Below are 14,585 nucleotides of genomic sequence, written 5' to 3'. Positions count from 1 at the left end.
ACAATATAGGGTGTAAGCTGCTTACCCAGGAGGGCCCTCTGAATGCAAAACGAATCAATGTACCACGTGCTCACAAAAATGATCGAAGGAGATCAGCAGGCGTTTCACACATTGTATGATGCCACCTATCGGGATGTCTACCGGACCGTCTCTTTTCTGGTGGACCATCCGCAGGATCGCGAAGATATCATGAATGAGATTTACATGCAAATATGGACCTCGCTTCCCAATTATGATCCGAATCGTCCTTTCCACTTCTGGCTGCACGGCTTGGTCATCCGCCAAGTGCAGAGATTCCGGATGAAAAGCTGGAGGAGGTTCCGAATTTTCGAACGCATCCGTGTCTTTTCCCGGGAAGAGCATCACTGGGATCAGGACGCGGTGACGACGGATGGGACAGACCCCGAGATATCAAAGGCCATGCACAAGCTGACCGATAAACAGCGAACGGTGATCATCCTCCGCTTTTACCATGACTATACGCTGGAGGAGATAGCAACATTACTCGATATTCCGCTGGGAACCGTCAAGTCCAGATATCATGCCGGCCTGCAGTCGCTTCGAAAACAGTTGGGAAACCTCCCCCTGGAAAGGATGGAAAAGAACAATGCCTATTGAAAGCCAAATCCGCGAATACCTGACCCGAGAGGCAGAGACCATGGAATGCCCCCCGGCTGTTTCCAAACGAATCGAACAATCCTATTCTCATTACGTACAACGACAAAGGAGCAAAAAAACGATGAAAAAACGATGGCTCGGCGGCATCGTTGCTGCTGTAATTATGATTCCAACCGCGGCTTTCGCGGCCCCTCCCCTGATTGAAATGGCGACGAGAACACCGATGACGGCTGAACAAGTCAAGGTGGATGCGGTTGGCCAGGCAGCGCTTGACAAGCTGTATCGCTCTTACCCGGAAACCAAGTCGTTTGAGATCGTCGACGCCAGCCAGCTTGGAGGAAATCCCGCGAATGCAACTCAGGGGAAAGCTATCCAAACCAGCATCGTGCTGCAGGAAAAGGGAGCTCACGGCAAAAAGATCCGGCTTGATCTGAACGGTATTACGGGTGAAATCGAACATGTGAATCAGGAGAACTGGCAGCCTCAGGAGAAGCCGGTCATCTCCTTAACCGATCAAGAAATTAAGTCGAAGGTCGATGATCTCATTAACAAACTGTACGGCAGCATCGGTAAGTACGAATACAGCATGGAGCCGATGCAGAATTCGGACTCAAAAACGGTGATATTGAACTATACGGAAAAGGGATCAGCAACGCCGTTCTATCAGGCGATGGTTCAAGGGAATACGATCAGCGTTTCGCTGATCGGAGGCGGCCCTGCCCCATCCGTGGAAGGCTTTTTCACTACAAACGGTAAGCCTGACTATACTGCGGATGCCTTTTTAAACGATGAAAAGCTCTTTGCTTTACTTCACATGAGCCCAGCAGAATTGAAACAAGAATTGGCAAAGGGTGCATCTGTCGTCGAGATCGCAGCATCCAAAAAGATCTCCAAGCAACAGGTCATAGACGTCATCGCAAGCACTCAGGCTAAAAAACAAATCCAGGCCGATTCGCATGGAGGAGCTTCCGATGACGAGCGTGCGCTGGAACAATTGAAACAAATGGTTGAACCCAAAGTATCGCAAGTGATTGAACATAAAACGGAAACGCCTTGGTAGGGAGTGTACAGGCGCCAGAAATGGCGCCTGTTTTTTTTATGGATGCTCCCCTCTAAAATTGATCGTCTCAATAAGGGAACCATCCATTCTCTTAAAAACCTAAAATTTTGAGGAAAAGACCTATAAATCTTGTAGGTTTTTGACCCGGTTTGTTTGTTAAAATGGAAAGGAACACCTATTGCAGCATCCATCCAACCACTGATTAAGGAGGAAACGAGATGACTCAGCCTGTGACACAGCGCGAGCCTTTGGTCACCCACATCTATACCGCCGACCCTTCGGCTCACGTGTTTGAAGGCAAATTGTATATTTACCCTTCCCACGATCTGGACCATGAGCACACGTCCAACGATAACGGGGACCAGTACGACATGGAGGACTACCACATCCTGTCCATGGACGATGCGAACTCCCCATGCCAGGACCACGGCGAGGCGCTGCATCTCCGCGATATCCCTTGGGCCAAGCAGCAGCTCTGGGCTCCGGATGCGGCTTATAAGAACAATACGTACTACCTCTTCTTTCCGGCACGGGATCACGAAAACATTTTCCGGATCGGCGTAGCCACCAGCTCTTCTCCCGCGGGACCGTTCACTCCGCAGCCGGAATATATCCCGGGCAGCTTTAGCATTGACCCGGCCGTTCTTATGGATGATGACGGAAGCGCTTTTATGTACTTCGGCGGGTTGTGGGGCGGCCAGCTGGAAAAATGGCAGACGGGCACCTTTGATCCGAATGCAGAAGGCCCGGCGGCCGACGAACCGGCACTGGGGCCAAGAGTGGCCGAGCTGAGCGACGACCTGCTGACCTTCAAGGAGGCGCCACGCGAAATCTCCATTCTTGATGAGAACGGCCAGCCGATTTTGGCAGGGGACGAGGAACGGAGATATTTTGAAGGACCGTGGGTACATAAGCATAACGGACTGTATTATCTGTCCTACTCGACCGGCACGACCCATAACATCGTATACGCTGTGAGCGAGAACCCGCAGGGGCCTTTTACGTACAAAGGAAAAATCCTGACGCCGGTCATCGGCTGGACGACCCACCACTCGATCGTGCAGTTCCAGGATAAATGGTATTTGTTCTATCACGACAGCTCTCTGTCAGGCGGCGCGGACAACAAACGCTGCGTCAAATTCACTGAGCTGACGATCCACGAGGACGGTACGATCGAAACGATCGATCCGTACGGGAAGTAGTTGCATGTGACACGCTCGAGGCAAAATGAAAGGGAGGGGGCGGGTTTCCCCCTCCTCTCACACCACCGTACAGTCAGCTCCACATACGGCATTTTCCAAAAGGTTAACAAAGATCCAATTAACTAGAAAGCAGACTTTTCAGCCCTCTCATTTCCCCATAGAATGCGGAAGGGCGATGCTAAGGTTTGTGGGCACAAAAAAACCGACTCCCTTGGGAATCGGTCATCATTCTTATTTACGCTTCATTGCACTATGCTTGAATGAAGTAATCACATAACGCTCGCCGTTATCCAGTACTTTGTAAGATACGATATATCGGTCGACGATACAGTAATACGTATTTGGGTATTCACGCGAAGGCATTATAGCTCCATTTTGACGACTTGTTCTTCCACTCGTCTGATGAGGCTTATTTTATATTCCCTTGTTTCTTGCTCGGTGAAATGCTCACTCTTAATTTGCCGTAGCCGATTAGCTGCCGTTTCCGTCCATTGGACAATCAACTACAGCTCACCACGCTTCACCGATTCGATTAATTCTTCTGTGGAGTACAATTTTCCCTCCACCAGATCCGTCTCCGATGCTTCGATCATATGGCGGATTTCGGGATCAGAATCCAGCTCATCTACAGGACTGTGGACCTCATATTCCAGGCCATCTATACGAATAAATTCTTTATGATCTTTCAAATACGATTCAATGACCGTACCGTCAGGAGCTTTTAGACTAAAATTCATCCTTCCAACCTCCTTTTGCCTTTCCTGATTTGAAACAACCTTACCCTGAAATTATAACATATCTCCTATCCCTGACTCATTAACAAAAAATAAACCTAAACTTTAATTTTGCATTTGTGGAATAGGTTGTAACCCATTTATATGATCATGTTTCGCGTCTAAATAATCCAACCACAAATCAACAACCTGTTTGCCGTTAATTAGGTCAATATTTAAACCCTTCGCATACGTATAAGCATTTGAGGAAAAATCACTCGTTGTGATCACATAACCTCCCGCCGCACCCTGTTTGATCATTTGAGAATGCACGATAGCGATAGGATCAAATCCTACTAAATTCTGATCACTATAGCATTTTACTTGCCCAAGATATAGTCCTTCATCAGAATGCTCTTCAATATCAATGCCAAAGTCCCCTGACCCTTTTGTGACATAAGTTCTGCCACCACGCACCGTGGTTATGATCTCAGCAGCGAATTGCTAAAATAATAATGGATTGCCTTCCTTTTCCATTTCCAAATCACGTTTGAAACGATTATATAAACCAATTCGAAGGGTCTCCTTCATATCTTCATGAGAAGAGAATGCTTCAAGGGCATTTTCTTGATAGTTCACTAGCAGTAGCTTCTGTTTCTGATTCGAATACAGCAAATAACAGATTATGATGATCGATAAACTGAACAAAATGGTCATTTAGCTTTACTCCTTTAACAACCATCATTGCCAATCATTATACGTTTCAATCTGCAGACTCTTTTATATCAAGAAAGAAACTAAATACTAATATTCTACTTGGAGGGATTAGTATGTCATCTTGAGATTTGATAAAACAATTGGAATACGTCATTGCCCTTTGGCTAACAGTAGGACGCTTGCCAGTCCCCGTTCGAGACTCTCATTCTATAGATGATCATGCTTGGCGCTCATTGAAAAGGCTTACCTCCACCAAATGGAGATAAGCCTTTTTTGGTTTGCAGCGCCGTCCCGGCATCACGAAATGGAGAGACAGATCAACCGGCGGTGTCCCTGCCGTCCGGGTCTACTCCGTCCCTTCGGCAAAATTCCGGATCGCGTCCATATAGGACGAGGCCGGATACTCTTGCTTGGCGTGTTCGTATCCCGGGTTGCCCTCGGACCACGAACAGGTGAGCTCCAGCTTGGTCTGATCCCCCACCGGCGTCAATTGATAAGTCATATCGCAAAATACGGACTCATGCTGCTGATTGTATGCCGGAGCGGGATGCTGTTCATACGAAAATACACGGTCCGGCTCGTACTGCTTCACGAATCCGTACACATGAAGCGTCCGGTCCCCATCCGGCCCCGGTCCCCGGAATTCGACGCGGGCCCCCGGCTCAAAGGTCGATTCGATACTGGACCCGAACAACGTGGCGCGTGTTCCTTCCGATGTGGCAATGGCCGCCCACACCCGCTCGGGCGGAGCTGCGATCAAGACTTCGTACGTCAAGCTGCTGCTTGATGGATTGACTGCCATTTCATTCACCTTCCATGGATTGATAGGAGCTGGTATTGCCGGATCGTTCCATCCATTTTTTTACTTTAGCATGCAGGCAGGTTGAAGCCAATCTATTTTTGGCTTAAACGAAACGCATGTTCACTCATCCATCTTAAGCAGCAGCTTCCCGCGTGTGGATCCGGTCTCCAGAAGACGAAGCGCTTCATGAGCTTCATAAGCCGGATAAATCCCGAAGATGTCCGCATGGACTTCCCCCTTGGCCAGCATTTGCAGCGCTTCATTGGCCCTTTGGCCTGCCCTCTCGGGGTTAGCATCGCTGTATGTACCAAGCTGAAATCCGGCGACGGACAGATTTTTAAACCACAGCTCTTGGGTCGATTGCAGTGTATCCGGCTCCCCACCGGCGTTGCCAAGCACAACGAGCTGACCAAATGGCTTCATCACGTCAAGACTCGCCCTTCTCATGGCTCCACCTACAGGATCCAGTACGGCATCAACGCCTTGGCCGCCGGTAGCCCTCATCGCCTCTTCGACGAATCCGGGGCGCACAAATAATTCATCGTATCCAATAGTGGAGGCCAGGCTCTGTTTACTTTCCGATCCAACCGTGCCCAACACCAAGCCGGCACCCAGCCGGCGGGCGACCTGGCCAAGGAAACTTCCCAGCCCTCCGGCAGCGGCATGGACCAACAGGCTTCCGCCTGTCTGCAGGCGGATCACGTCTTTCATCACAATCAGAGCCGTAGTCAAATTGACGATGGAAGCGGCAGCCAATGCCAGATCCAGAGTGGAATCGAGCTCTGCAAGCCGTACGGTCAGTTCGGGTCTGATCGATACCACCGTGGCAAATCCCCCAATCTCAGACAGCGTCATCGCCGCAACCGGCTCGCCTACACGGAAGCCCTTGACGCCTTCGCCTATCTCCCGCACATAGCCGGCAACCTCTAAACCGGGGACATAAGGCGGCTGAACGTGGTCAAATTCCCCTCTGGCCAGCATCACATCCACGAAGCCTACGCCGGCATACGCGACGTCGATAGTCAATCTGCCCGGTGCTGCTGCCGGACCCTCCAATTCTTTCAGGTGAAGGGCCAGCGCCTCCCCCGATTGTTCTACGATTAGAGCTTTCATCAGGTTTACTCCCCTTCCTAATTTTTCACTGGAATCGCCTGCTGCTGTTTTCGATGAATCCTTCTGCGCCTCGTTTCCAGCAGGATCATGAAGACGATCAGCGTCAATCCCAATAGCGTAACCCCTCCGGAAAAGAGCGGTACTGCTCGAAGCCCAAACCGGCTGTCGATAACTAGTCCTCCCAGCCAGGCCCCCACTGCGTTGCTGATATGCAGCGCAGATACGTTCATGGTCGTCGCCAGATTTGGCGCTTCCTTTGCCTTGCTCATTACGAGGACGGTGAGGCAGGGAAGAATGCCGAAGCTGAACACCCCCAGAAGAAAAATATCCGCCACGGCAAAAATTTTGCTTTCCAGCGTCATGGTAAAGGCAAAGAGGCATACTGCTAGCCCCGCAGTGATTCCGATCAGCGCAGGTCTCAAGCGCCAATCGGCCAACCTCCCTCCCGCTACATTGCCAAGGGTTACGCCAATGCCGAACAAGACCAGAATCCACGAAACGGAGCGGCCGTCAAACATGGCCAGCTGCTCCAGCATCGGAGCTACGTACGTAAAGGTCATAAACACGCCGCCAAAACATAAAGCACTCACCAGCAGCGCGAGTAATACTTCCGGTTTGCCCAGAACGCCGATCTCCCGTTTCAGCGGCTCAGTCCGGGTGCTCAGATGGCCGGGAAGCAGCCGGAAGAGTCCCGCCAGCGCCGCGGCCCCGATGACGGCAATCGCTGCAAACGTATAACGCCAGCCAAGGGCATGGCCAACCCACGTCCCAAAGGGAACGCCGGCGATGTTCGCTATGGAAGAGCCGCTAACGAGAACGGATATCGCCCAAGCCCTCTTATCGGCGGTCACCATCTCAGCCGCCATGACCGTCGCCACGCCGAAAAACGAGCCGTGCGTCAAGGACATCAAAATCCTCGCTGTCATCAGCACGGAGAAGTCATGAGCGGATACGGCCAAAGCGTTGCTGATGATAAACAGCAGCATAAGGAGGAGAAGCAGCGTTTTCCGGGGCAAACGTCCCGTCAATATCATGATGAGCGGGGCGGTAACGGCAACGCCAAGCGAATAACCTGAAATGAGCAGCCCGGCATCCGATATCGTGACCTGCAGGTTCGAAGCGATGTCGGGCAGTATGCCCATGATGACGAATTCAGCCATGCCGATGGCAAATGCGCACAAGGAAAGCACCAATAGAGGGCGTAACGGTGAAGATAAAGGCCGGGGAACTTCAGGTGATGGTTTCATACAGACGCCTCCTTTCGGTATTTCACATTACGTTAAGGAGGCAGAGGGAACCAGATCAAATTTTTAACTAGTATAAAAACTAACAGGAACATTCAGGTCAAAAAGAAACCCGCACTTCGGCGAAAAAAATTCGCTTACATGCGGGCAGTGGGGCGAGTCTTCAACCATGCCTTCAGCTTTTCGGGCGTACGTGTCTCCGGCAGGGGCATATAGATGCAGCACATCAGATTTTCCAGATCATTGATTTGGGTAAACGTAATGATTTCAAAGTGCAGGTGTCCCATTGCCGGGTGCTTCACTTCGATTCGTAGGCCGTTCTTTTCGGCTACTTCATGAAGAGGCCACCATTCGGCAAATTCTTTGCTGCCAGTGGTCAGTTCCTCAATGAGCCGGGTATACCAAGGCTGACCGGCCGAGCGGTCGTACAGCTTCCTGTAGAAGGAAAGCGCGATTTTGGTCGAGTGCTCCCAATTGATAATTTTGGTCCGAAATGCAGGATGCATAAAAGTAAGGCGGAGCATCTGCATGTCCTCGGGAGGTATCGCTGAAAAATCCGTCAAAATTTCGCAGGCGAGCTCGTTCCAGGCGATGAGGCGATTTTCCGGTCCGATGACGAAAAAGGGATACGGCGTGCTCGTCACCAAATTCATAAAGGCGGGCGACAGCCTGTATGCCGACATATCCGTGGATGGTACCGGATACCTCCCCGCAAGAAGATACAAATATTCACGCTCCGTAGGGCTCAGCTGGAGCGCAGAGGACAGGCGATCCAATACCTCGGGAGACGCGGATACTTCCCGGCCCTGCTCTAACCACGTGTACCAAGTAATGCTTAAGTCGGCCAGCTGCGCCACTTCCTCCCGGCGGAGTCCTGGCGTTCTGCGGCGCGTATGTCCCAGCGGCAGTCCAAACTGCTCTGGCGTCAGCTGCGCTCGTCGGGCTTTCAGGAAATCTCCGATCGCTTTTCGGTTCAAACCGGCTTCCATCGGTCGAGTCCACTCCTATCCAGGTAGTTTTTATGCTAGTTACGTTTGCTACTGCCTTCAGTATAAACGGCATGTTAATCTCGCTTCAAGCCATGATGTCCCCTAACCAAATATCAAGAAAGAAGGAACGAATTCTATGACACTGCATGCACAAGCCAAAAAATTCATACGGGATACGGCATCCCTGCCGCCCTCCCACACACTGGATCCTGTGGAGCTGCGCAAAATAGCCGCAGGAACCGTCATTTCAGATACGTTCGAGCTGGCATCGGTCCAAGATAGGAGCATCGAGGGGCCTTACGGTGATCTGCCGCTGCGGATCTACCGGCCAGAGCGGGAAGGCGCGCTGCCCGTTATCGTATTTTATCACGGCGGAGGCTTCGTCATATGCGATGTGCAGAAGTATGACCCGATGTGCCGCATGCTGGCGGCAGTAACCCGTTGTGCCGTAGTATCCGTGGACTACAGGCTTGCTCCCGAACATCCTTTTCCCGTCGCCCCGACAGAGGCCATCTTCGCCGCCAAGTGGGTGGCGGATCATGCCGGGGAGCTCGGATTTGCCCCCTCCAAGCTGACCCTAGCGGGGGACAGCGCCGGTGGAAATCTGGCAGCCGTAGTTGCCCAACAGCTGCGCGATTTGGGACAAGTCGATGTTGCTGGGCAAATATTAATTTGCCCCCTCACGGATTATTCGCAATGCTATGAATCGGAAGATCGATTTGCCGAAGGTTATTTTCTAAACCGTAACGTGCTGGATTACTTCAGGAAGCATTACTTAAAGGAGGGCACCGACCTTTCGAACCCGCTCGCATCGCCGATGCTGGGCCGGCTTGACGGCCTGCCGCAGACACTAATCATCACGGCCGAGTATGATCCGGTCCGCGACGAAGGGGAAGCGTATGGCAGACGGCTTGCGGAGGCCGGGGGCTTAGTCACATTCAGGCGTTATCCCGGCATGATCCACGGCTTTTACGCCATGACCGACCTGTTCGACGACGGCCGCCTCGTTTACGAGGATATCCGCAGATTTCTGCAAACCCTGGTATAATCAGCGGCTTTCTCATTTCTCCTTCCCTGCCGACATATATTGCTATCAATGGTCAACAAATGGAGGGAAGCGGCAAAATGAGCAATAGGCTAAGTACGGTAGATGAGGAGATCGGGCGTTTGACGGCCTATCTCCTGAAGACGCAGCAGCCGGACGGCTCCTGGCGTTTTTGCTTTGAAAACGGAATCGGCATCGACGCCTTCGTTATCATCCTTTTTCGTATTTTGGAGGCGGATCCGGAAGGTCTCATCCGGCAGCTTCACGACCGGATCTGCAAAGAGCAGCAGCCTGACGGATGCTGGAGGCTGTATCCCGATGAGGAAGAGGGCAGCTTATCCGCTTCGGTGGAGGCTTATTATGCCCTGCTTTGCTCCGGTTACAGCCGGCCGGAGGAGGAGCATATGCAGCGCGCCAAGCGGTATATCCTTTCGCGTGGAGGGATCGGTAAGGTCGACAGCATTTTGACCAAGGCGATCCTGGCAGCGACGGGCCAGCGCCCCTGGCCCCGGTCGATCTCTATGATCCCGCTGGAGGTGCTGCTGTTCCCCTCGTATTTTCCGATCAACTTTTTCGAATTTTCGGGGTATTCCAGGGTCCATCTCACGCCGCTGCTGATCATGACGGACCGGAAATTTTCGGTTTCTCCGCCGGACGCTCCCGACCTCTCTGACCTTGCAGCACCCCGCCGAGACGCCGACGAAGACGATCCGCTGCCGAGGGAGTTTGAGGACATGCAGGCGGAATTCCGCCGAGGGATGAACAGGCTGATCGGTACACCGCGTTTCATCCATGAAGTCGCCGTGGAACGGGCCGAGCGGTATATGCTGGATCGAATTGAAGCGGACGGCACCCTGTACAGCTACGCAAGCAGCACGATTCTGATGGTTCTGGCGCTGCTTGCCTTGGGCTATGAGCGGGAGCATCCCGTCATTAGCGATGCCGTCAAAGGGCTGACTGCCATGCAGTGTCAGGCGGACGGGACGACTACGATCCAGAATTCGCCCTCCACCGTCTGGGACACTGCCCTGATCGCCGATGCTCTGCAGGAGGCCGGGGTTACGGAGAATCATCCGGCCATCCGTCAGGCCGCCTCCTACCTGCTGTCCCGGCAGCAGGACAAACCGGCCGATTGGAGCCTCCATAACCCGGATACGGCTCCCGGCGGCTGGGGATTCTCCGAGTCGAACACGATCAACCCGGATGTGGATGACACAACGGCGGCGCTGCGCGCGATATCCCGCCTAACGGAAACAGACCCACTGTACCGGGAAGCTTGGAGCCGCGGGCTGAATTGGGTGCTGTCGATGCAGAACCGGGACGGAGGCTGGCCGGCGTTCGAAAAGGATACCGACAAGCACATCCTGACCTGGCTCGCAATCGAAGGAGCCAAGTCCGCGGCCATCGATCCCTCCGAGGCGGATCTGACGGGCCGGACGCTGGAGTACCTCGGCCATTTTGCGGGTTTGACGAAGCGGCATGAGTTCATCCAGCGGGGCGCAAGCTGGCTGATGCGACATCAGGAAAGAGACGGCTCGTGGTATGGGCGCTGGGGAGTATGCTACATCTACGGTACCTGGGCGGCGATAACTGGACTGGCAGCTGCCGGTGTACCGGCCGGTCATGATGCGGTCCAAAAAGGCGTCCGTTGGCTTGAGCAGATCCAAAACCCGGACGGCGGATGGGGCGAATCCTGCCGGAGCGACCGAATCATGCGCTATGTCCCCCTCGGAGCGAGCACGCCGTCGCAAACGGCCTGGGCTTTGGACGCGCTCATCGCCGTACAGGAGCAGCCGTCACCTTCCGTGGACCAGGGCATTCAAAGGCTGTCCTCCCTGCTGCAGCAGGACAGCGGCATGACGGCCTATCCGACGGGGGCCGGCCTTCCCGGCACATTCTACTCCCGTTACCATAGTTACCCGTACATTTGGCCGCTTTTGGCGCTGAGCCATTACAAGCGGAAATACGGCCATGCCGCCCGGGAAATACCAAAGCCGCCGGACCTCTGACAAGAGTCCGGCGGCTTTTTATCATACCGACTTTTACTGAAATGATTCAGTATTGTACTTATTCTATTGAAGACGATCCCTGTATCCGCTCCAACTCATCACGTTTCTGCCGGAGCAGTTTCTCGATCTTCTCAAGTTCCTCCCGCGCCCGGTTTGTGGCGCTCTCGGCTTGCTGGATCTGCTGTTCATATTCCATCCGCCGGCGCATGGGCATCAGCATGCAATCGTAGACCCACTCGCCATGCCGTTCCACTGCCGAAGCGTTAAGAAGTACTGGGAGGGCTTCACCGCTGCTCGTTTTAAACGTCAAGTACATCTCCTCAACGCTCCGGTTCAGCTTCATGAGCGGAAGAAAATAAATTTGAAAAAAAATCTGGCTGGAACGGGTCAACAGCGATTCGAAGCTGCTCCCGCAAATGCCCCGTTTCTCATATCCCAGCATGCGGCACAGCGTGGCGTTGACTTCCTGAATAACGCGATTATCGGCCATGGACACATATCCGCAGGGCGCATGGTCCAGTCTCTCGTCCATGTTACCGTGTAAACTCGCTTGTCTGCCCGGCTTTGGACGACGCCAAGTAGCCTTGAATCAGCTGAATCGTTTCATCGGGATGGCTCATGTGCGGGCAATGGCCGGTGGCATCCATGATCTGAAATTCGCTGCCCGGCATGTGAGTATGGATATAAGCCCCTGCTTCCAGCGGCGCGATCACGTCCTCGGCGCATTGGAGAATCAAGGAAGGCACTTTCACTTTTCCAAGCTCCTCCCGGTAATCCGAAAGAAACGTCGCTTCGGCAAACCGCCGGGCAACCTTCGGATCGGTTGCGCAGAAGCTCTGCTCAAGCTCGCCGGACAATTCGGGCCGGCCGGGATTGCCCATAATGACAGGTGCCAGGTAGCTCGCCCATCCCTGATAATTCTTATCCATCATATCCAAGAGTGCCAGCAAGTCCTCCCGTTCGAACCCGCCGATATAATCGGGGAGATCATTGATATATCTTGCCGAAGGTCCGACCAGGACCAACCGTTCAAAATATTCGGGTTTGCGGACCGAAGCCAGGATGCCGATCATGGCACCTACGGAATGACCTACGAAAATCGCGTCTTTCGTCCCCAGTGCCTCGCATATATCCAGCACGTCCTGGGCATATCCGTCCAGATCGCCGTAGCGGACTGGATTATACGCCCGAATGTCCGACTTGCCGGATCCGACAAAATCAAACAAGACCACTTTGTAATGATCTTCGAAAGCAGGTGCGACAAAACGCCACATGTTTTGGTCGCAGCCGAAACCATGGGCAAAAATCAAATACTGCGTGCCGCTGCCGGTGACCTGAACGTTGTTACGGACGAGAATCTGTTGATGGTCCATGTTGCTTCCTCCCGTATACACAGAGTTATTTTCAATTAAATTTGAAAGGTGATCGTTCGACACTAAACTTCATTATACTACTAAACTCATCCTTCGGGACAAGAGATTAACCATTCTTTTTGAAAGATGGAATCAAAATCCAGGACCACAAGGGTGAACCCTCACCTATACGCTCGAATCATTCCGGCCAGTCGAATCAATCCCCGCTCCAGGTCGTGAGAGGACGCATACGCATACGATAAGCGCAGATGCTGCCGGTCATGCCGGTCATAAATTTGCCCCGGGTTTAAGAGGATCCCCTCTTTCAAGGCCTGTTCGAACAGCTGGTGAACCGGGATGGGAACATGCAGCCGCAGCCAAATGTAAAACCCGCCTCCGGGTATCTCCCACGTTGCCATATCTTGAAAATATTGCTGAAGGATCGAGAGGGCAAAATCTCTGCGCAGCTTCAGCTTCTGCCGGATATCGGCAAGATGCGGCTCGTACCGGCCTGTGCTCAGCCACTCCGCTACGGCATATTGGGACAGCGAGCTGGCGCCGTAGTCAGTTTGCATTTTGATGTCGGCCAGTCGGTCGATGACCGGTTCCGGCCCGGCCACCCAGCCGATCCGCAGTCCCGGGCCAAGCGTTTTGGACATGCTGCCCATATAGAGGACAAGGCCCTGCGGATCGGCCGACTTGAGCGGCGGGGGCGGCGGCGCGTCCAGCCACAAATCTCCGTATACGTCATCTTCGATTACCGGCAGCCGCTCCAAGGCCGCAGCCTTCATCAGCTCTTCCCGACGCTTCCCTGACATGACCCGTCCGGTTGGGTTATGGAAGCTCGGGATCGTATACAGCAGCCCCGCCTGATGCTGACGTTTAGCCGGTCCCACCGCATCCGGACGAATCCCTTCCAGGTCCATCGGAACGCTGGCGAGCCGGATCCCTGCCGACTGAAACACGTGGATCGAGTTCAGATAGGACGGAGTTTCCGTCAGAACGGTCGAACCGGGCTGGAGCAGACCGACCGATATCAGCTGCAATCCTTGCAGCGCACCCGACACGATCAGAATCGACGACGGGGAAGCGGAGATTCCCTTGGACCGTAAATATTCGCTGAGCGTCTCCCGGAGAAACCGGCTTCCTTTCGGCTCGGAATAACCCAGCGACAAATGCACGCCGCTCCCCTTCCCGATGACTTCCTGCATATAGGCTGCAGGGAGAAGCTTAGGCGACAGCTCCCCCGTTCCAAGCCGGATGATGTCCGCCCTGGCCTCGGCCTGGTTAATCCGCTGGATCAACTGGATGTTAGGCGGATAAGCCCCCGCCCGGACGTAGCGGTTCCAGTCGGGAGCCGGACCTGCCGCGAGCAGATTCCACGTATTGTTGACCACCACGGTTCCTTGTCCAACCTTGGATTCGATGAGCCCATTGGCCGCAAGCTCTCCGAGCGCATAGACCACCGTGCTGCGGTTCACTTGAAACCGGGCAGCCAGTTCCCGCTGTGGAGGGATTCTCGTGCCGACAGGCCATTCCCCGTTCATGATTTTCCCTTGCATATATTCGTAAATCTGCCGGTGAAGCGGCACCGGAGACGACTTGTCCAAATGCCATTCCTCGTAACGCATAGACCCTCTTCCTATCATGATTGATTTCGTTTATTCTAACAGATTGGTTGGGACTTTAACCAACCAATTGGATGGAGACCTAGAGTGGCG

Annotated in this window: 15 protein-coding genes; 5 read left to right on the top strand and 10 right to left on the bottom strand. The window is 53.4% G+C overall.

Features of this window, described 5'->3' with window-relative positions:
* Nucleotides 1–42: 42 nt before the first annotated feature.
* From ABIE48_RS04885 to ABIE48_RS04875, 3 genes are all read left to right on the top strand, one after another.
* On the top strand, nucleotides 43–618 hold the full coding sequence (locus tag ABIE48_RS04885; RefSeq protein WP_192715177.1) for a sigma-70 family RNA polymerase sigma factor: 576 nt from the start codon (nucleotides 43–45) through the stop codon (nucleotides 616–618).
* Nucleotides 608–1,678, top strand: a complete 1,071-nt coding sequence (locus tag ABIE48_RS04880; RefSeq protein ID WP_145025198.1) for a hypothetical protein — start codon at nucleotides 608–610, stop codon at nucleotides 1,676–1,678. Before ABIE48_RS04885 ends, ABIE48_RS04880 begins: the two co-directional genes overlap by 11 nt.
* Nucleotides 1,679–1,896: 218 nt before the next feature.
* Nucleotides 1,897–2,880 (top strand): glycoside hydrolase family 43 protein, encoded by a 984-nt coding sequence (locus ABIE48_RS04875; protein WP_192715178.1) that lies wholly within the window; start codon nucleotides 1,897–1,899, stop codon nucleotides 2,878–2,880.
* Between the two features lie 503 nt (nucleotides 2,881–3,383).
* Here ABIE48_RS04875 and ABIE48_RS04870 read toward each other — a convergent pair.
* The 7 genes from ABIE48_RS04870 to ABIE48_RS04840 all read right to left on the bottom strand — a co-directional run bounded on the left by ABIE48_RS04870 (nucleotide 3,384) and on the right by ABIE48_RS04840 (nucleotide 8,458).
* The gene (locus ABIE48_RS04870) at nucleotides 3,384–3,617 is read right to left on the bottom strand and encodes a hypothetical protein (protein ID WP_076170422.1); all 234 of its coding nucleotides are present in this window, start codon (nucleotides 3,615–3,617) and stop codon (nucleotides 3,384–3,386) included.
* A gap of 102 nt (nucleotides 3,618–3,719) precedes the next feature.
* Entirely contained in the window at nucleotides 3,720–4,070 is a 351-nt protein-coding gene (locus ABIE48_RS04865) for a restriction endonuclease (protein WP_354518410.1), read from the bottom strand.
* Between the two features lie 27 nt (nucleotides 4,071–4,097).
* On the bottom strand, nucleotides 4,098–4,232 hold the full coding sequence (locus tag ABIE48_RS04860) for a hypothetical protein (protein ID WP_354518408.1): 135 nt from the start codon (nucleotides 4,230–4,232) through the stop codon (nucleotides 4,098–4,100).
* Between the two features lie 424 nt (nucleotides 4,233–4,656).
* Complete coding sequence (locus tag ABIE48_RS04855; protein ID WP_192715179.1) at nucleotides 4,657–5,112, bottom strand: SRPBCC domain-containing protein; 456 nt, start codon at nucleotides 5,110–5,112, stop codon at nucleotides 4,657–4,659.
* Nucleotides 5,113–5,232: 120 nt separating this feature from the next.
* Nucleotides 5,233–6,225, bottom strand: coding sequence for a quinone oxidoreductase family protein (locus tag ABIE48_RS04850; RefSeq protein ID WP_192715180.1), 993 nt, complete (start codon nucleotides 6,223–6,225; stop codon nucleotides 5,233–5,235).
* 17 nt (nucleotides 6,226–6,242) lie between these two features.
* Nucleotides 6,243–7,472 (bottom strand): MFS transporter, encoded by a 1,230-nt coding sequence (locus ABIE48_RS04845; RefSeq protein ID WP_192715181.1) that lies wholly within the window; start codon nucleotides 7,470–7,472, stop codon nucleotides 6,243–6,245.
* A gap of 134 nt (nucleotides 7,473–7,606) precedes the next feature.
* On the bottom strand, nucleotides 7,607–8,458 hold the full coding sequence (locus ABIE48_RS04840) for a helix-turn-helix transcriptional regulator (protein ID WP_192715182.1): 852 nt from the start codon (nucleotides 8,456–8,458) through the stop codon (nucleotides 7,607–7,609).
* Between the two features lie 136 nt (nucleotides 8,459–8,594).
* Here ABIE48_RS04840 and ABIE48_RS04835 point away from each other — a divergent pair, with 136 nt between their 5' ends.
* Both ABIE48_RS04835 and shc read left to right on the top strand, forming a co-directional pair.
* Entirely contained in the window at nucleotides 8,595–9,506 is a 912-nt protein-coding gene (locus tag ABIE48_RS04835) for an alpha/beta hydrolase (RefSeq protein WP_192715183.1), read from the top strand.
* A gap of 77 nt (nucleotides 9,507–9,583) precedes the next feature.
* Nucleotides 9,584–11,512: a squalene--hopene cyclase gene (gene shc, locus ABIE48_RS04830; RefSeq protein WP_192715184.1), complete on the top strand. Its 1,929-nt coding sequence runs from the start codon at nucleotides 9,584–9,586 to the stop codon at nucleotides 11,510–11,512.
* A gap of 58 nt (nucleotides 11,513–11,570) precedes the next feature.
* Here the strand turns inward: shc and ABIE48_RS04825 are convergent, their stop codons facing one another.
* From ABIE48_RS04825 to ABIE48_RS04815, 3 genes are all read right to left on the bottom strand, one after another.
* The gene (locus ABIE48_RS04825; protein ID WP_192715185.1) at nucleotides 11,571–12,044 is read right to left on the bottom strand and encodes a PAS domain S-box protein; all 474 of its coding nucleotides are present in this window, start codon (nucleotides 12,042–12,044) and stop codon (nucleotides 11,571–11,573) included.
* Nucleotide 12,045: 1 nt separating this feature from the next.
* Complete coding sequence (locus ABIE48_RS04820; protein ID WP_145160096.1) at nucleotides 12,046–12,885, bottom strand: alpha/beta fold hydrolase; 840 nt, start codon at nucleotides 12,883–12,885, stop codon at nucleotides 12,046–12,048.
* Nucleotides 12,886–13,046: 161 nt separating this feature from the next.
* Entirely contained in the window at nucleotides 13,047–14,495 is a 1,449-nt protein-coding gene (locus tag ABIE48_RS04815) for an aminotransferase-like domain-containing protein (protein ID WP_192715186.1), read from the bottom strand.
* Nucleotides 14,496–14,585: the final 90 nt, after the last annotated feature.

The organism is Paenibacillus sp. OAE614 (genome assembly GCF_040546645.1).
Lineage (GTDB): Bacteria > Bacillota > Bacilli > Paenibacillales > Paenibacillaceae > Paenibacillus_AQ > Paenibacillus_AQ favisporus.
The sequence above is the reverse complement of the archived record's forward strand: the minus strand, read 5'-3'. Positions and strand labels throughout refer to the sequence as shown.